General features: G+C 34.9%; 16 protein-coding genes. 3 read left to right on the forward strand and 13 right to left on the reverse strand.

Features of this window, described 5'->3' with window-relative positions; all coding sequences use genetic code 11:
* Nucleotides 1-296, forward strand: a 296-nt coding sequence (locus BM212_RS05630) for an IS3 family transposase (protein WP_177206352.1), incomplete at its 5' end; no start/stop codon positions are given.
* 72 nt (nt 297-368) lie between these two features.
* Here BM212_RS05630 and greA read toward each other — a convergent pair.
* The 8 genes from greA to BM212_RS05670 form a co-directional block, all read right to left on the reverse strand.
* Complete coding sequence (gene greA / locus BM212_RS05635; protein ID WP_072694595.1) at nt 369-842, reverse strand: transcription elongation factor GreA; 474 nt, start codon at nt 840-842, stop codon at nt 369-371.
* Between the two features lie 180 nt (nt 843-1,022).
* Nucleotides 1,023-1,661, reverse strand: coding sequence for a uridine kinase (udk, locus tag BM212_RS05640; protein ID WP_091897086.1), 639 nt, complete (start codon nt 1,659-1,661; stop codon nt 1,023-1,025).
* Nucleotides 1,662-1,751: 90 nt separating this feature from the next.
* Nucleotides 1,752-2,834, reverse strand: coding sequence for an endolytic transglycosylase MltG (gene mltG / locus BM212_RS05645; RefSeq protein WP_091897088.1), 1,083 nt, complete (start codon nt 2,832-2,834; stop codon nt 1,752-1,754).
* 226 nt (nt 2,835-3,060) lie between these two features.
* Nucleotides 3,061-3,372: a DUF1292 domain-containing protein gene (locus tag BM212_RS05650; protein ID WP_091897090.1), complete on the reverse strand. Its 312-nt coding sequence runs from the start codon at nt 3,370-3,372 to the stop codon at nt 3,061-3,063.
* Nucleotides 3,373-3,383: 11 nt separating this feature from the next.
* Entirely contained in the window at nt 3,384-3,812 is a 429-nt protein-coding gene (ruvX, locus tag BM212_RS05655) for a Holliday junction resolvase RuvX (RefSeq protein ID WP_091897092.1), read from the reverse strand.
* Between the two features lie 4 nt (nt 3,813-3,816).
* On the reverse strand, nt 3,817-4,074 hold the full coding sequence (locus BM212_RS05660) for an IreB family regulatory phosphoprotein (protein WP_072694590.1): 258 nt from the start codon (nt 4,072-4,074) through the stop codon (nt 3,817-3,819).
* Nucleotides 4,075-4,296: 222 nt separating this feature from the next.
* The gene (gene alaS / locus BM212_RS05665) at nt 4,297-6,942 is read right to left on the reverse strand and encodes an alanine--tRNA ligase (protein WP_091897094.1); all 2,646 of its coding nucleotides are present in this window, start codon (nt 6,940-6,942) and stop codon (nt 4,297-4,299) included.
* Nucleotides 6,943-7,285: 343 nt separating this feature from the next.
* Complete coding sequence (locus BM212_RS05670) at nt 7,286-8,167, reverse strand: YitT family protein (RefSeq protein WP_072694588.1); 882 nt, start codon at nt 8,165-8,167, stop codon at nt 7,286-7,288.
* 174 nt (nt 8,168-8,341) lie between these two features.
* On the opposite strand from BM212_RS05670, the gene BM212_RS05675 reads away from it, so the two are divergent.
* Entirely contained in the window at nt 8,342-9,250 is a 909-nt protein-coding gene (locus tag BM212_RS05675) for a diacylglycerol/lipid kinase family protein (protein WP_091897096.1), read from the forward strand.
* A 55-nt stretch (nt 9,251-9,305) separates the two neighbouring features.
* Here the strand turns inward: BM212_RS05675 and recD2 are convergent, their stop codons facing one another.
* The 5 genes from recD2 to gshAB form a co-directional block, all read right to left on the reverse strand.
* On the reverse strand, nt 9,306-11,768 hold the full coding sequence (recD2, locus tag BM212_RS05680) for an SF1B family DNA helicase RecD2 (RefSeq protein ID WP_091897098.1): 2,463 nt from the start codon (nt 11,766-11,768) through the stop codon (nt 9,306-9,308).
* Nucleotides 11,769-11,912: 144 nt separating this feature from the next.
* A complete protein-coding gene (gene mnmA / locus BM212_RS05685) occupies nt 11,913-13,037 on the reverse strand; it encodes a tRNA 2-thiouridine(34) synthase MnmA (protein ID WP_091897100.1) in 1,125 nt (374 codons plus the stop codon).
* Nucleotides 13,038-13,183: 146 nt separating this feature from the next.
* On the reverse strand, nt 13,184-13,525 hold the full coding sequence (locus BM212_RS05690; RefSeq protein ID WP_245750939.1) for a DUF1831 domain-containing protein: 342 nt from the start codon (nt 13,523-13,525) through the stop codon (nt 13,184-13,186).
* A 43-nt stretch (nt 13,526-13,568) separates the two neighbouring features.
* A complete protein-coding gene (locus BM212_RS05695; RefSeq protein ID WP_072694583.1) occupies nt 13,569-14,717 on the reverse strand; it encodes a cysteine desulfurase family protein in 1,149 nt (382 codons plus the stop codon).
* Nucleotides 14,718-14,754: 37 nt separating this feature from the next.
* Nucleotides 14,755-17,034: a bifunctional glutamate--cysteine ligase GshA/glutathione synthetase GshB gene (gene gshAB, locus BM212_RS05700; RefSeq protein WP_091897102.1), complete on the reverse strand. Its 2,280-nt coding sequence runs from the start codon at nt 17,032-17,034 to the stop codon at nt 14,755-14,757.
* 187 nt (nt 17,035-17,221) lie between these two features.
* Between gshAB and BM212_RS05705 the strand changes: the two genes are divergently transcribed.
* Nucleotides 17,222-18,484, forward strand: coding sequence for a replication-associated recombination protein A (locus BM212_RS05705; RefSeq protein WP_072694581.1), 1,263 nt, complete (start codon nt 17,222-17,224; stop codon nt 18,482-18,484).
* Nucleotides 18,485-18,573 lie beyond the last annotated feature (89 nt).

An 18,573-nucleotide genomic window follows, 5' to 3' on the forward strand; every position in this document is an offset into this window, starting at 1 on the left:
CGATTCTTCACAGCGATCGTGGTTCTCAATATACCTCTAAACAGTACCGTCAAATCACGACAGAAGCTGGAATTACACGTAGTATGTCTAGAGTGGGGAAATGTATTGATAACGCACCAATGGAAAGCTTTTTTGGGCACTACAAATGCGAATCGTATCATTTGAAGGAGTACACTCTATATCAAGAACTCATTAAAGATATTGATGAATACATGGAATTTTATAATTTCGAACGTTTACAAGAAACAAAAAACAACCTAACACCGATGGAATTTCGGTATCAGGTTGCCATATAGATTTTTTATTATTTTATTGTCTACTTGACAAGGGTCAGTTCAAACTATCTTTTGATCAGGCTCTTTCTTATTTTAAAATACTTTTGTAATTTCAACTTCCATTGAACCACCAGGAGTTTCAATAGATACTTTTTCTCCAACTTTTTTTCCTAAAAGTGCTTGAGCTATTGGAGATTCATTTGAAATCTTACCAGAAAAAGGATCTGCTTCAGCTTTTCCTACGATTGTATATTCTTCATCAATACCATCTGGTAATTCTTTAAATGTTACTGAACGACCAAGTGAGACTTCATCTGCTTTTGCTTTAGAATTATCAATAATTTCAGCATTTTGCAGCATGTTTTCTACAGTGCTGATACGCCCTTCAATAAATGCTTGTTCATCTTTTGCAGATTCATATTCAGAATTCTCAGATAAATCCCCGAATCCTCGAGCAATTTTAATTCGTTCTACAACTTCTTTTCTTTTTACTGATTTCAATTCGTTTAATTCGTTCTCCAATTTTTCTTTACCTTCTAAAGTCATTGGATATACTTTTTCTGTCATCAAATGCTTCACCTCATATATTAAAATAATATTCAAACAAAAAATCTTGTATCTGAGCGTAACCTTTTATTGTAGCTTTCGATTCAAACTCTGAGTTTGTAATCTCAATGGAAACAAGATACCACGAACTTAACATCTTGTAAAGCGTTTTGTTAGTATATTTTAAACATAGATTGTTTATTATAGAGATCGTTTTTTAAAGATTGTATCAATTTTTGTGGTCATCAAGTCTATCGCTACCTGATTCCTGCCACCTTCTGGAATAATAATGTCCGCGTACTTTTTGGTAGGTTCAATAAATTGTGTATGCATCGGTTTAACAACTCCCAAGTATTGCTCAATAACATGATCTAATGTACGAGCACGCTCTTCAATATCTCTTTTAATCCGACGAATTATTCTAATGTCATCATCTGTATCGACATATACTTTAATATCCATCATTTCACGGAGCCTCGGATCTTCTAAAATAAGTATTCCCTCTAAAATAATGACTTCTTTAGGTTCTTGAACAATAACTTCATTGCTTCGAGTATGTTTTGTATAATCATATACAGGCTTTTCGATCGTTTCATAATTGAGCAGCTTAAACAAATGCTTAATCAGTAAATCTGTATCGAAAGCAAACGGGTGATCATAATTCGTATTTAATCGTTCTTCAAAGTCTAAATGGTCCTGGTTTTTATAATAAGAGTCTTGTTCCAACATCATAATAGATCTCCCAGGGAAATGATTATAAATCGCCTGACTAACACTTGTTTTCCCGCTACCTGACCCTCCCGTAACGCCTATTACAATTGGTTTTGTCTTCTTTTCCATGTCAATTTTCCTTTCAGTTGAACGCCCATTGATCACTAAAGGGGCGTTTTGTTCTTAATAAAAGCACTGAGCCGAATAGACTCAATGCTTTTAATTTAATTCAGCTTTTAATTCTAAATGCTGTTCGTATGTTTCCGAAAAATAGACTTTTTGTGTAGATAATTCAGCTATAAAGTACATATAATCTGTTTCAGCAGGATAGACACTCGCATAAATAGAATCTTCAGACGAACTATTTACCGGTCCTGGTCCAAGTCCTGTATGCTTATAAAGATTATATGGAGAATCAACTTCTAAATCATCATAAGTAATCTGCTCTTTGTGTTCCCCCAAAGCATATATTACACTGATGTCTGTTTGAAGCGGCATACCGACTGCTAGTCTATTATAGAAAACTCCAGAAATGAGCTTTCTATCTTCAGCTGTAACGCCTTCTTTTTCAATATAAGCAGCCATCGTTAAAATGTCATGGACTGATGACTCTTGCGTTTCAATCTCAGCATAATACGCTTGCATCGTTTGGTCCATTCTCGAAAGCATTTGTGTGACAAGATCTTCTAAGGTAGTATCTTCGTAAATTTCATACGTAGCCGGATATAAATATCCTTCTAGAGTATATAAAGTTTCTTCTCGTACTTGATAAGCATTATCCAGCAGCTTTGGAAATTCATCACGTTTCTCTTGAAGAAATTCTTCACTTTGTACAAGCTCAAAAAATTCATCTTGCGAATAATCAGTTTCATCCTCAATCACATTAGCAATTTGGTCTAACGTATATCCTTCGGGGATTGTTAAACTCCCGGTGGATTCTTCTGTGATCGGTGAGCCACCTTCCTTTAGACTCTGAACAATTTCATCTGCTGATAATGAAGGAGAAAAAATATAATGTCCAGCTTGAAAGCCTTCTTCGCCATTGAATCTTAGATGATAGTTGAACACAAATGCACTATTAATGACGCCTTTTTCTTCTAGAATACGTGCAATATCTGTACGGGAAGAGCCTATTGGGATTTCAACTGGTATTTCTTCTGTACTATTAGGGTCTAAAGGTTCTAAAGATGAGGTGTAGTAGTGATAGCCAGAAAAACCTAGAATGATAATCAAGGTGATCAAAATAGCTACAATACTCAGCACTATTTTACGTACAGTATGCTTTGATTCCTGGTCAGGCATATTTGATCCATTCCTTTTTTAAAGTGTTTATATCCTTTTCATTATACACAATCCACTCTAAATATTAAAGAAAAAATTTGTTATACCGCTGTAAAATCATTTTCATTGCAAAAGGTTCAATGAATTTGGTTTCTTTATAACTTAAGTATCTATCTCAATACAAAATAAAATAGTCATTAGAAATCTGAATTAGCATTTCGGATGACTATTTTATATACAAATCAGTTTATTGTTCTTCTTCCTCTTCAATAAATGTATTTAAAACTTCTTCAATCATTTCCCATTCTTCGTCTGAATCAATTGCACTTAATGTGCCTTCTAATCCACCATCATTTTCAGTATATGAAAAAGCAGAAAGTTCTACTTCTTCTCCTTCGCTTGTTCCAGCAGGATATACAAGAACATATGATTTTTCAAAGTCGTCTGAATCAAAGGTAAAAAGAATTTCATATAGTTCTTCGTTACCTTCTTCATCGATTATTGTAATATGTTCATGATCATGATTATGTTCGTGTTCGTGTTCGTGTTCGTGTGACATTTTATCATCTCCTAATTATTATTCGATTGGCGATCTAAGTAACCTTGTAAAATCATTACAGCAGCTAACTTGTCAATGACCATTTTCCTTTTTTTTCTTGATGTATTACCTTCTTCAATTAACATACGATTGGCTTGCATTGTAGTCAACCGCTCATCTTGATACTCTACTGGAAGATGAAAGGTCTCTTCTAAAAGTTTACCATAACGATACGATGCTTCTGCCCTTGGACCTATCGTACTATCCATATTCTTAGGTAATCCCACAATGAATTTTTCTATTTCGTAAGTTTTTACAAGATCCGACATTCTTTCAATTCCAAACTCTTCTTTTTCTTCATTTATTTTAATGATTTCTATTCCTTGTGCAGTCCATCCAAAGGGATCGCTGACAGCGACTCCCACAGTCCTAGATCCTACATCTAATCCCATTATACGCATTTAATTAGTTGTCACTTTCTAGATACTTCGTCATCAATTCTTCCAAAATCTCATCTCTTTCATGCCTTTTGATTAGATTTCTAGCATCGTTATGTCTAGGGATATAAGCTGGATCTCCAGACAACAGATAACCTACGATTTGATTGATAGGGTTGTATCCTTTTTCTTCAAGTGCTTTATAAACAATTCGTAATGTATCTTTCACATTATGTTCGTCGTTATTATTCACGCTAAATCGTACTGTATGATCATTTGAAGTCATAAATTCCCCTCCGTACTTCATAAGCATAATTTGACTGATGATTGTTTTTAGAGATAAAGCTTATGTGTTGTTATTTTACAAGAAAATAACCCAAAGTACAATGACCAATAACCCGATTTATCCAAACAATCAACAATTATTTACTAGATTCTTGCTTTCTAAACTTCTGTTCTGTTTTAGAAAGCAAGAATTCTTATAATAAGCAATAACTAATTTTTAATTTCAGCTGTTTGCTTTGATCCAGTTACTTACTGAATCCAATGCCTGAGACAATCCTTCAGGATTTTTTCCTCCTGCTTGTGCCATATCCGGACGGCCACCACCACCACCACCTACTAATGGTGCGATTGACTTGATTAAATCTCCGGCTTTAAGACCTTTATTGACTGCATTATTGCTCATTGAAACAATTAAATTTACTTTGTTCTGATTTTTCAAACCTAATACTAAGATATCAGAATAGTTTTCTTGCTTCCATTTATCAGCTAATTGTCGTAACTGGTTCATATCTTTCACTTGAACTTCTTGAGCGATATAAGAGATATCTTCTACGTTATCTATCTGAGAGAATACGTCATCAGCTTGAACATTTGCCAGTTTAGAGCTAAGAGACTCATTTTCTTGTTTCAGGTCTTTAAATTCTTGTTGCAGTTGTCCTAATTTATTCGGTAATTCTTCTACGGACTGAGCTTTTAATTGATCACTGACATGCTGTAAAACAGATAGTTGATTTTCGATCCATTTGTAATAACCTTCGCTTGTTCTAGCAATAATTCTTCTAGTTCCAGCTCCAATACCAGATTCAGAAATAATCTTGAATAAGCCTATATCAGATGTGTTGGACACATGAGTACCTCCACAAAATTCTTTCGAATATTCTCCAATCATTACGACTCGAACTTCGTCTCCATATTTTTCACCAAACAAAGCCATTGCTCCTAATTTTTTGGCTTCTTCGATTGAAGTAACTACAGTGGTGACTGGAATAGAATCGAAAATTCTCTGATTTACAATTGTTTCCATTTGTTTAAGTTCATTGTCAGTTACTTGACCAAAATGCGTAAAGTCAAACCTTAACTGATCAGGTGTCACTAGTGAACCGGCTTGATTAGCATGATTCCCTAAGACATCTTTTAAAGCTTGATGAAGTAAATGGGTCGCTGTGTGATTTCTCTCAATCAAATTACGACCTCGACGATCAACCTCTAAAGTATAAACCTCACCTTTTTTCAATAAAGCAAGTACTTCTACTTCATGTAAAGGCTGTCCTGCGGGTGCTGCTTTGACATTTGTAACAGTCGCTACAACTTCGCCTAGTTTATTTTTAATAGCACCAGTATCTCCGATCTGCCCGCCTTTTTCAGCGTAGAATGGCGTTATATCAAATACTAAGCGAACTTTTTCACCTTTTTCAACTGATTCTTTAAACTCATCATCAGCTATTATTGTTACTAATGTTCCTTCAGTTTTAATATTACCATATCCAATAAATTCACTATCATCTTTCAATTTTGATAATAAATCGCTTTGCACAGACATTGAGCCTTCTTCATTACGAGCTGATCGAGCGCGTTCTCTTTGTTTTTTCATCTCACTTTCAAAGCCTTCTAGATCAACTGTAAGATTTTGTTCTTCTGCAACTTCTTCAGTCAATTCAATTGGAAATCCAAAAGTATCATATAATTGGAAAGCGGCTTCTCCACTGAGAATAGTTTCGCTTGCTTTTTTCATTTGTTCTGTTACTTCATTTAAACGACTAAGTCCTTCTGCCAGTGTTTCATGGAACCGTTCTTCTTCGTTTAAGATCACTTTAGTTATAAAGGGCGTTTTTTCAAGAATTTCAGGATAATGTTCCTTCATTATTTCTCCAACTACTGGAACAAGTTTAGTTAAAAACGGCTTCTCAATTCCTAATTTACGACCATGCATAATCGCACGACGCAGCAAACGACGCAGTACATATCCTCGACCTTCATTTGATGGCAACGCTCCATCTCCAATCGCGAACGATATTGCACGCACATGGTCTGCTATAACTTTAAAACTCGTTTGTTTTTCAGAACCTTTATCATAGGTAATTCCAGAAATTTCTTCTACTTTATTGATAATTGGCATGAACAAATCAGTTTCAAAATTCGTTGGTACATTTTGGATGACTGAAAGCATACGTTCAAGCCCCATGCCCGTATCAATATTTTTATTAGGTAATGGATCATAAGTATCATCGGGTTTATGATTGAATTGAGAAAATACTAAATTCCATATTTCAAGCCATCTTTCATTTTCTCCTCCAGGATAATTTTCAGGATCGTCTTCAGACAGGTCGTTGAACGCAGGTCCGCGATCATAAAAGATTTCTGAATTTGGACCACATGGACCTTCTCCGATATCCCAGAAGTTTCCTTCCTCTTCTACGATATGATCTTCATCTAGTCCGACTTTTTCATGCCAGATTTTATACGCTTCTTTGTCTTCCGGATAAACTGTAACATATAACTTATCTGGATCCATTGCTATCCATTTTTCATCCGTTAGAAATTCCCATGCCCATAAAATGGCTTCTTCTTTAAAATAATCTCCAATAGAAAAATTACCAAGCATTTCAAATAAGGTATGATGTCTAGCTGTCTTACCAACATTTTCAATATCATTAGTTCTGATACTTTTTTGAGAACTAGCTAACCTTGGATTGCTTGGTTTAACTGATCCATCAAAATACTTTTTCATTGTTGCCACACCTGAATTAACCCACAACAGTGAAGGATCATCTATTGGGACAAGTGAAGCACTTTTTTCAACTTTATGATTCTTTTCTGCAAAAAAATCAAGATATAATTGTCTAAGTTCAGAGCTGTTTAACTGCTTCATTATAATATTTCCTTTCTTCTTTCATTTATATATTTCAACAAAAAAACTGAATAATCCCATTGCTCACAAGGACGTCTGTACGCGGTACCACCTTGATTGCAATGACACTATTCAGTCTGTCATTACCTCTTAAATCTTGTTAACGCCAAGAGTCGGTATGATTTCTCATACAAGTAAAATTAGGGAGCGAATGACGTGCACTACTGATCCCATTTCACCTTTACAAGGATCTCTCTAAAATAGCTGAATTCGTCATATATCCTAAAGTTCGAATAAAATGAGTATAGCTTAGTTTAAAAGCATAGTCAACCCATTATTTTGTCAATAAATCAATGGATTTAACTTAAAAGTTCGAATCTTCCGTGCTGAATTGTTTGTGTAAAGAGAAACCACGTCCTAACACTTCACTAGCACTCATTGCTACTACAAAAGCATCCGGATCAACCTCAAGTACCGTTTCTTTCAGGAGAGTAAATTCTCTTTCCTGGATGACAACCATTAACATATCTTTTTCAGTATTCCCATATCCACCACGTACACCTAAGTTTGTTACGCCTCTTTCAAGAGTGTGCAAAACCTCACGCTTAATTTCTTCAGGGCTATCTGAAATGATAAATATGTTTTTGTTCCGATTAAATCCTAATTGAACCAAATCAATTGTTCGAGAAATCAAAAATAAAGAAATCAATGAGTACATTACAGTTTCGGGATCAAATACAACCAGAGCTAAGAAAATAACAAAACCATCTACTAAAACTGTACTAATTCCAAGCTGTAAATGCGCAAATTGATATAATATTTGAACAATTATACTCGTTCCGCCCGTTGATGCTTTAGCTCGAAATACAATTCCTAATCCTAATCCTGTAAAAACACCTCCAAAAACAGCTGCTAAAAATGGATCATGCGTCAAAGGAGCTAGATCACCTAAAAACATTAGATAAAAGGGTAATAACAAACTTCCTAAAATCGTTTTATAACCTGCAGCTTTTCCTAATAGGACAAAACATAAAATTAATAATGGAATATTTACAGAATATTGAAAGATTGCAGGGTCAAAGTTATATAGATTATTGGCTATAATCGACAAGCCAGATACCCCACCAGAAACAATATCGTTCGGCAGCAAAAATACTTGGAAAGCCACTGCTGTGATTAAACAGCCGATAACAATATAAACGTAATCAACTGCATCTAATGTAAAACGCTTTGCTAATTTAAACATTTATTTCCTCCTTCAATAACCTTTGTTCGAGTCATTCTATCATTACGCTAAGCCCTTTAACAACCATGATTGCGTATTCATGAGTAAATTATCATCCATAACCGATTAATAGATACTTTTTTATATATAATAATTATCGTATACTAATATTAATTTACGAATTGGAGAATCCCTATGACCTTACCAATACATCTAGTATTTATTATAAATGAGCACTCAAGAAATGGTAAATTTTTTTCAAAAAAATTACCTGATATCATGAAATCCTATTCCTTGACTTATGAAGTACTTAAGACATCAAAGGATGATTCTTTTAAAAAATCTGCTGTTGCTTTACTAAATTCCTTAAACGACTCATCAAGGTTAATTGTAGCTGGTGGAGACGGAACTTTGAATGCAGTCATAACTGTACTTGAGTCTTTGAATTTAAGTACAACATTAGGCTACGTTCCTACTGGTTCTGGAAATGACTTTGCTCGCTCACATCAACTATCATTTGATTACAGACAAGCAATAGAACAAATTGTTCATCAAGAAGAAGCCACAATATTAGATATGCTTGTTATTAGCCAAGATAATTTAACTCTGAATGCCATTAACAGTTTTGGTATCGGTTTAGATGGTATGGTTAACTATTCATTAGAAAATTCTAAAAACAAAAAAAGACTGGGTAATTTTTCTTATTTTGTTACTATCATTTCTGCATATTTTTCGCAAAAAAGTTTTGATGTAACAATCAAGCAAAACAATCAGATAATGCACTTCCCAGAGGTTCTGCTAATCGTATGCGTAAATCATAAGTATTTTGGTGGAGGAATCCCTATCCATCCTCAAGCAGTTCCAACTGACGAGCTGGTCAATTTTGTTATTGCTGAAAAAGTTTCATTTTTTGAATTGATTACTCTTTTATTAAAAGTTCTAATCAATCAAAGTCACCTTTCTCATAAAAAGCTGCATTCTTTCAATGGACCTGCTTGTACAATTACACTTGATTCGCACCAGTACGGTCAAACTGACGGAGAATGGATAAAGGTTCATGGAAACTATAAAATCCAAACAAAAAAAAGAGCATTTTGGATTTAAATCATATTAAAAGCATAAAGTGACCAATTTTATCAAAAATTGGTCATTTTATGCTTTATAACGTATAAGGTGATAAGCCTGACATTCCAACTAGAGGATCTACTACATTATTTTCAATCATAAGCGGCGTCAAAATTTTAGTTTGCACAGTTTCAGTGTCTGAATCATTTATTTTATACTCTTCTGGTTCATCAGGTATTTCTTCTTCCACTTCTTCGATGATGCCTGTTAACTTATTATCTGTTTTTTGTTCAGTGAGTAATCTTTGTTTAAGAGTCGTTTTTCTCAACATACTTGTTGACTGTAGACTTTGTCTGTATGCATCTTCTTCACCACAGAGTATCAGAAACTGACTAGCTCTAGTAACAGCAGTATATAATAAATCTTTCTTTAACATTCTTCTATAGCCGTTAACCATAGGTAAGATTACCATATCATACTCACTTCCTTGAGCCTTATGGATCGAACAACAATAGGCTAAAGTCAATTTGTTCCATTCATTGCGCAAGTATGTTACTTCATTACCTTCAAAATCAATAACCAGATTGTCGGTCTTTGTTTCAGATTCCTTAGATGGAATAATTCCGGTAATAATACCCATATCCCCGTTAAAAACATTTCTTTCTGGATCATTGACTAGTTGAAGTACTTTGTCTCCAATTCTATAAACATTGTCTATAAATTTAACTTCTTTTTTTTCATTATGTTCATTGGGATTAAACAAGTTCTGCAAATGCTTATTTAATACATTGATTCCTGCCGGCCCTTTATACATGGGGGCTAACACTTGGACTTCTTGTGCTGTATATCCTTTAGAAATCGCTTTGGTCACGACTTGAGTAATTACATCTAAAACTTTAGATGTTGTACACGGAAAAAAGCTACGATCTTTTTTCTTATCTTTAAAATCATCTGGTAACTGATTCTCTTTTATTTTATGAGCTAATGGTATAATCGAAGAATCATTTCCTTGGCGATAAATATCTTTTAGTTCACTTTTTGGAATAACTTCACTTTCCAGAAAATCTCTCAAGACTTGTCCGGGTCCAACAGAAGGAAGCTGATCTTTGTCTCCAACCAAAATGACTTGCATATCATTAGGAATAGACTTGAAGAGCTGATACGCAAGCCAGGTATCTACCATTGACATCTCATCAACCACCAAAAGCTTCCCTTTTAAGTTTCGATCTGAATCATCAAGGCTTTCTTCATCATCCATCGCAGTTAATCCTAATAGGCGATGGATCGTAGAAGCAGGTAGTCCTGTTGTTTCTTTCATTCTTTTAGCTGCTCTTCCTGTTGGGGCTGCTAAAAGAATAGGAAATGCCTCATCTTTGTAATCAGAAGGATCTAATGAAAGATCATTTAATTCAGCAAATAGATTAACAATCCCATTCAATACTGTCGTTTTCCCTGTGCCCGGTCCACCTGTCAGTAAGAACACTGGAGAATGTAATGCTCTGTCAATCGCCGATTTTTGAGAATCTCCATATTCGATTCCCATCGCTTTTTCTAAATGACTCAGTTTCTTTTCGATTTTTTTTGAAGAAATTTCAATTTTATCTGAATAACTAAGTAATCGTTCGACTGCTGTAGAAATTCCCCACTCAGAAGCAAACAGTGAGGGGATATAAAAACGGTCTTCATCTTGGATAATCTCTTGCTGTCGAACTAATTCAATTACATTATCCGCTACTGATTCCGGTTCAATAATAAAGGGTCTACTTTCTTCCAGCACCTTTATACTTCTGGTGAGTAGCGGCTTACTTAAAGTAAACGTATCTCCCTCGCTAATGGTCAGTTCCTGAATTGAATAAAGAATGCTTGCTTGTATTCTTTTTGGGGAATCAGGTTTTATACCAATTTCATCAGCTATAATATCCGCACGGTTAAACCCTATCCCTTCAATTTCTTTAATTAATTGATAAGGATTCTCTTGAATGATCGATAATGTCTTGCCTTCAAATTTCTGATAAACTTTATAGGCTAACTGATTGCCTAATCCGAACTTGTTCAAGGCTAGAATTACTCGCTGCATCCCCTGTTCTTTTTCGAGAACATCCATTATCATCTGTTTCTTTGTCTGATTTAACCCAGCTACTTTATCTAAATGATTCGGATCATCTAGTATCAAATCCAATACCCCTTCGCCCAGAGTACTGACAATGCTTTCAGCAGTTTTCTTACCGATACCTTTGAATCGGCTGCTGGATAAGTAAGAAACTACCGCCTGAGCGCTGGAAGGCTGTTTTTTTGCATAACGATCTGCTAGAAACTGTAAACCGTATTTGGGATGATCAGTCAATTTACCATAAAATTGATAAGTTTCTCCTTCGGTTATCTGCCCGAAATTTCCTGTGATCACAATTTGTGTTCCATCGTAAGTAGTATTAGTTTCTGACAAATCAACTAGCATGACTTTATAGAAATTAGAAGGATTAGAAAAATAGATCGCTGACACTTCTCCAACTATATACTTCTCTTGGTTTTCTTCTAATTGAAGTGTTTCGTTTTCCATATTTTTCCGCCATCCTTTCGCTCTGTCTATTTTAACGAAGTCTACGTGGTTTTTCTAGTCTTTATATTTAAAATAAATTTAGAGTACCTATGTAAAAAAGAGACAAATGAACGATCATTCGTCTCTTTCTCTTGTTAGAGTTTATTAAACGTATTGTAGTTCTTTTTCTTTGCTGTAAGCAGCATCGATTGTTCCGCCGCCAATACATTCATCTCCATCATACAATACAATTGCTTGCCCTGGAGTGATTGCACGAGCCGGTTCATCGAATTCGATTTGTGCTGTATTACTTTCTTTATCTAAATGAACTGTAACACCCACATCGGTTTGTCTATATCTGAATTTGGCTGTACAGTGGAAAGTAGCTGGTTTTTCTGAATGATTTGTAAATGAAAAATCACTTGCATTTAAATGAGTTGCATATAATACAGGATTTTCATATCCTTGTCCTACATATAATTCATTTTTAGCAAGATCTTTCCCGATCACGAACCATGGTTCATTAGATGTACCATTACCACCGATTCCCAAGCCTTTTCTTTGACCGATCGTATAATACATAAGACCGTCATGCTGCCCCATTACTTCACCATCTAAAGTCAACATTTTACCTGGTTGAGCAGGCAGATAATTCATCAAGAATGTTTTAAAGTCTTTTTCGCCGATAAAACAAATTCCTGTCGAATCTTTTTTCTTAGCTGTCGCAAGATCTGCTTCTTCAGCGATTCTCCGCACTTCTTTTTTATCCATTTCTCCAAGCGGAAACAATACTTTTGATAATTGTTCTTGAGATAATTGATTTAAAAAGTAAGTTTGATCTTTATTATTATCAATCCCTCTAAGCATATGAGTAACTCCTTTTTCATCTCGAGTTACGCGAGCATAATGACCTGTTGCAACATATTCTGCCCCTAGTTCCATTGCATAATCAAGGAAAGCTTTAAATTTGATTTCTTTATTACACATTACATCAGGATTTGGTGTTCTTCCTTTTTTGTATTCATCCAAGAAATAGGTAAATACTTTATCCCAATATTCTTTTTCAAAATTGATAGAATAATATGGAATACCAATTTTATTTGCCACTAACGCAACATCTTTATAATCTTCCGTTGCTGTACAAACGCCAAATTCATCCGTATCATCCCAGTTTTTCATGAAAACTCCAATTACATCATAACCTTGTTCTTTTAAAAGCAAGGCTGTTACTGAAGAATCCACTCCTCCGCTCATTCCGACAACGACTCTAGTTTTCGAGTTGTCAGTCATAAAATCACCATCATTTCAGTTTAGATTCTGAACTATACACGAATTGAAGGTTCGTAAGTTTCAGTCTGTTCCATTATACTTACTTAAAGAAAGAAATCAAGTTGTATTAAGGTCTTTTAATACAACTTGATCCCATTATAGTCTTTTTATGCTCTTTCTAAAACATTTTCTTCTAAAAATGTATTGAATATTCCTTCTACCATTATCCTTGCTTGTTCCTGATTCTCATCTTTATAAATATCAATCTTTTTCAGTCCATTGTTGGAAACCGTTACGATTTTCAATTCACTTAAATCTTTGGAAATTGTAATTTTCAGCTTTGGCGCTGCTTTATCAGTGACAAGCCTACTTAGTGTTCTTTCATAAGCAAAGGATCCATTTTTATTTTCTAAAAACCCATGATCCTTTAATGTATATCGTTTTGCTTCTGAGCTAACTTTATATTTATCTTTACTCCCTAACAATCCATCCATCGGCTTTGTAGCCATAATAAAATTCCTCCTTTTTTGGTTTCATTTCAATTTAAGCTAATTACTTTAAACGTTTAATAATGTTTGAAAGTTCAATAACAACATTTTCGATGTCTTCTTCAGTTGTACCCAGTCCTAAACTGATCCGAACTGTTTCGCTTATAGCTGGATGATCTACTCCAAACATTGCACTCAAGACATGACTAGGATCCACGTTACCAGCTGTACAAGCTGAACCTGTGGAAACTGCAATTCCTGCCAAGTCTAAATGAATCAACAATCTTTCTGCATCGATTCCCTTCAAATGTAAACTAACTATATGCGGCAGTGATGAGTCATAGGATCCATTAATTTCTAAGTCTACTCCTGCTTGCTTAAGGTTGTTAACAAGTTTTTCTTTAAGCTTACGATAATAGGCATTACGCTGTTTTTTATCTTTCATCATCAATTCAACAGCTTTTTGAAAGCCAATAATTGCGGGGATATTTTCTGTTCCAGCTCTTCTTTTTGTTTCTTGTTCTCCGCCTAGTATTAGGCTGGGTAACTTAATATTTTCTCTGCAATATAAAAAACCGATCCCTTTTGGTCCACCTATTTTATGAGCTGATACTGATAAAAGATCAATATTCATTTCGTCAACATCAATATCTTGAGATCCATAAGATTGTACAGCATCAGTATGAAAAACAACTGCGGGATTGCTGTTTTTTAATATAGAACCAATTTCTGCTATGGGCATAATAGATCCTACTTCATTATTTCCAGACATAATGGATACTAAGATCGTATCATTTCTTAAAGCTGCTTTTACTTGTTCTGCGCTAACAAATCCATCTTTATCTGCTGGCAAGTAAGTCACATCAAAACCCTTTGATTCAAGGTATTTCATAGGTTTTAATACCGCTTCATGCTCGATATTCGTTGTAATAATATGTTTTCCTAAAGATTCATATTTTTCTGCCGTTTTTAAAATGGCTGTATTATCACTTTCAGAACCACCACTGGTAATGATGATTTCATTTGATTTTGCGTGAATACTCCTTGCAAAAATAGCTCTTGCTTCATCCAAGTATCCTCTGCTTTTTCTTCCAAATTGATGGATACTAGAAGCATTTCCAAAAGTAGTCTGCATTGCTTCGCTCATAACTTCTATTACTTCTGGGTACATGGGACTTGTAGCTGCATAATCTAAATATATTGTACTTTCCATCTCTCCACATTCTTTCTATATTCTTCCTGGTTTCGATTTAATACAATTCTGGAAATAGCATTTCTAAAATGTCTCTGGTCAATCTTCTACCTTTTCCTTCGGTGACAAAAGCATGCATATGCATAGCAGGATTGAAATTTGCTTCAATTACAGTATAACCTGGATCCTCTGGAGTACTTGGTTTAGTGTAATCAGGAATAATCAGATCGATTCCTGTAACTTTCACTCCCAGTGGTACTGCCATTCTTGATGCAAGTTCTTTATAACTTGAATGCATTTTATCTGTATAATCTATTGAGTCTCCACCAGTTGAAATGTTTGAATTCTCTCTAAGGTAAACGATTTCTCCTGATTCAGGTACACTGTCGAATGTATATCCTTGTTCTTTTAAAGTCAATGCTTCAACATTACCAAATTTTATCTTTTCAAGAGGCGCTCTATGGTTTGTTCCTCTAAGCGGATCCATATTTTTTTGTTCAATCAGCTCTCTAACCGTCTGTCTGCCGTCTCCTTTTACGTTTGCCGGAACTCTATGCAGCACAGCTTTCACTTTTCCATCTAATATGAAAAAGCGATATTCCGTTCCAGTTGCAAATTTTTCAACTAGTATGGCTGTATCTTCTTTGAAAGCAATTTCCAGTGCTTCTTTAAAATCTTCTTCTTGAGGAGAGTTCTTAAATATCGAAATACCTAATCCATAGTTTGTTGATTTTGGTTTTACCACGACTGAACGATTCTTAAACTTATAATACGCTGCTGTTGCTTCTTCTAAAGATTGGAACTCTTCACCATCTGGAACATTAAAACCTTTACTCTTTAATATTTTTTTCGTTACCGTCTTATTTTCCATGATCCAGTGAGAAATATAGGTATCTTTGGCGGTCATGTTAGCATTTTTTACATATTCTTCATGACTTTTATACTGCAATTTCAAGAATTGATCATTTTCATCCAATACTTCTACTGTTATTCCTTTTTGAAGAGCATCAAACAGGAGTAACTGTGAAGACATCTCCATTCCTTCAAATCCATTTAGTAAATACGGTTTTCCCTTTGCTTCTTGCTTATACTGAGTACCAAGTTTTCGTCCTACTTTTAAATACTGATCGACTGAATCAATCTGTTGGGTCAATCGGGCTGCTAGTGTTTGAGATGGATCTTCTAAGGCCGCAATAGCCTGGTCAATGACTTCAAAGTATTCAGATTCGACTTTTAATTCACTAGCTATTGCCTGCATCTCTTGTAAAAGTTCCATTCCTTCTTGATAATAAGCTGATTTAGCAAATGGATCTTCTGAAGCTGTCTGTTCGTTTTTTTCTGTACCTTCTTTGATAGCTTCTTTTGCTTTTGAATCTTCTATCCAAATCATTAAAATAGAAAACAGATGAATGAAGCGAGCTTGTTCATTTGTAATTCCAAGCTTACTATAAGGATTTAAATCGAACAGACGAAATTCAACGTATTCAATTCCCGTATGATTTAACTGATCGATTTTTTTAGCGTTTCCTCTCAAACGTGCAGCACCATAAAACTCTCGCTCTTCACTTAATGTACCTTCAGCTACTAATTGTTCAATATCATTGACGTAGTGTGCAACCTCATCATATCTTACAATCACATCAGTTGAATTATGATATCCCATCGAGCTATTTCGCACGCTTCTAACTGGTTTTGTTAATGGTATCTCTTCTTTTGCTTGTTCAAAAAAAGAGTGATGTGCAAATGGCGCAGCACCATATAAATAAGTCAATATCCATTGATATCTCAAAAAATTTCTTGTTAATTTTAAATGCAGTTCATTTTTCACTTCTTTAATTGAGTCATGTTCTCTCTGATGCTCAAATATGCTTTTAACAAATTGTTCTGAAAAAGAAAAATTATAATGTATCCCACTGATCAGCTGCTTTTTCTTTCCATATTTTTCGGCAAGTTTTTCTCTATACTCAACTTCCTTCTGATCACGAACTCTTATGATTGGAATCTGTTCTGTTTCCGGAAGACAAGCTGGCATACTGAATGGCCAGATATATTCATCTGATTCAACGGACCGCTGTACAACATCATTCAATGCATTTAGCCATTTAAATGTTTCTTTTAAAGATTGCTCGGGGGGAGTAACCAATTCTAATTGAGCTTCACTAAAATCTGTTTGAATATACGGATGATAAGAACGATCCCCTAACAATTCTGGATGGTCCGTTAGAGCAAGCTTTTGATTGTCGTCTACACGTATACCTTCTTTTTCAATTCCGAAGGTACCTTCTAAAACTAATTTTTCAAGTTTATTTGTCTTGATTATATCTTTAATATTCATCATTATTCAAACCTCATCTTTGCTTTCTTGGAGCTGATTCAACTTACATATTATCACAAAGTCTCTCATTGAGACAGTATAAGATTACAGATATCTCTATAACGACATACAAACTTATGTTCAAATAAATAGAGATTCATTTAATACCGTGTTATACTAAAGATAAGATTAACAGAAAGGAGTCCTTGATTTGAGTCAACCCCTTGCATATCGAATGCGGCCAACTTCTATTGATACGCTTGTTGGTCAGGAGCATCTTGTTGGTGAAGGAAAAATTATCTGGCGAATGGTTGAAGCTAAAAGATTATCTTCAATGATTCTTTATGGCCCCCCTGGAATCGGGAAAACTAGTATAGCTAGTGCAATCGCCGGGTCAACTAAGTACGCTTTTCGTATGCTTAATGCTGCGACAGATACAAAAAAGGACTTACAAATTGTAGCTGAAGAAGCTAAAATGAGCGGAACAGTTATCTTACTTTTAGATGAAGTTCATCGTTTAGATAAACCAAAGCAAGATTTTCTTTTACCGCATCTTGAAAATGGTCGAATCATCATGATTGGAGCAACTACTGAAAATCCTTATATATCGATTCATCCAGCAATCAGAAGCCGCTCCCAAATATTCGAATTGTATCCTTTAACAGAATCTCAAATACAATCGGCACTACTTCGTGCAATCGATGATACAGAAAAAGGATTAGGACACTTAAAACTAAAAGTTGAAGAGCAAGCTTTGAAACATTTATCCAGAGGTACAAACGGTGACTTGAGAAGTGCTTTAAATGCACTGGAATTAGCAGCTGAATCAACCAAGCCTATTGCAGATAAAATGATTCATATTACACTTCCAGTCATTGAAGAATGTTTACAGCGAAAAGTTCTAACGCATGATAAAGATGGTGATGCGCATTACGATGTAATCTCTGCTTTCCAGAAATCTATTCGAGGTAGTGACGTGCATGGAGCTCTTCATTACCTAGCTCGATTACTTGAAGCAGGCGAGTTACAGATTGTCTGTAGGCGTTTAATGGTGACCGCATATGAAGATATAGGTCTAGCGAATCCTGCCGGGTCAGCTCGAGCTGTAACAGCTGTACAAGCCGCTGAGAAGCTCGGTTTGCCCGAAGCTCGTATTCCGTTAGCAAACGCAGTAATTGAATTATCACTCTCGCAAAAGTCAAACTCAGCCATAATTGCCGTAGATAAAGCTTTAAGTGATGTGCGTAATGGTAAAAGTGGTCAAGTACCTAATCACCTTAAAGATTCTCACTATAAAGGTGCAAAAGATCTTGATCGTGGAGTTTCTTATAAGTATCCTCATAATTTTCCCGGGTCATGGGTCAGTCAACAGTATCTACCAGACACACTAAAATCTGAAACTTATTATTTACCGAATCCTTCTAGTAAATTCGAAGAAGCATTAGCAAAACAGTATGAGAAATTTAATCTTTAAATAAAAAAACGTTTGCTACTAGTAAATATTGTTTAAATAGTCTCATAAAGCTAAGTCTCCTAATTGACAAATTCTATTTACCATGCTAT

The sequence above is a fragment of the Marinilactibacillus piezotolerans genome, from assembly GCF_900114235.1.
In the GTDB taxonomy this organism is placed as follows: Bacteria; Bacillota; Bacilli; order Lactobacillales; family Carnobacteriaceae_A; genus Marinilactibacillus; species Marinilactibacillus piezotolerans.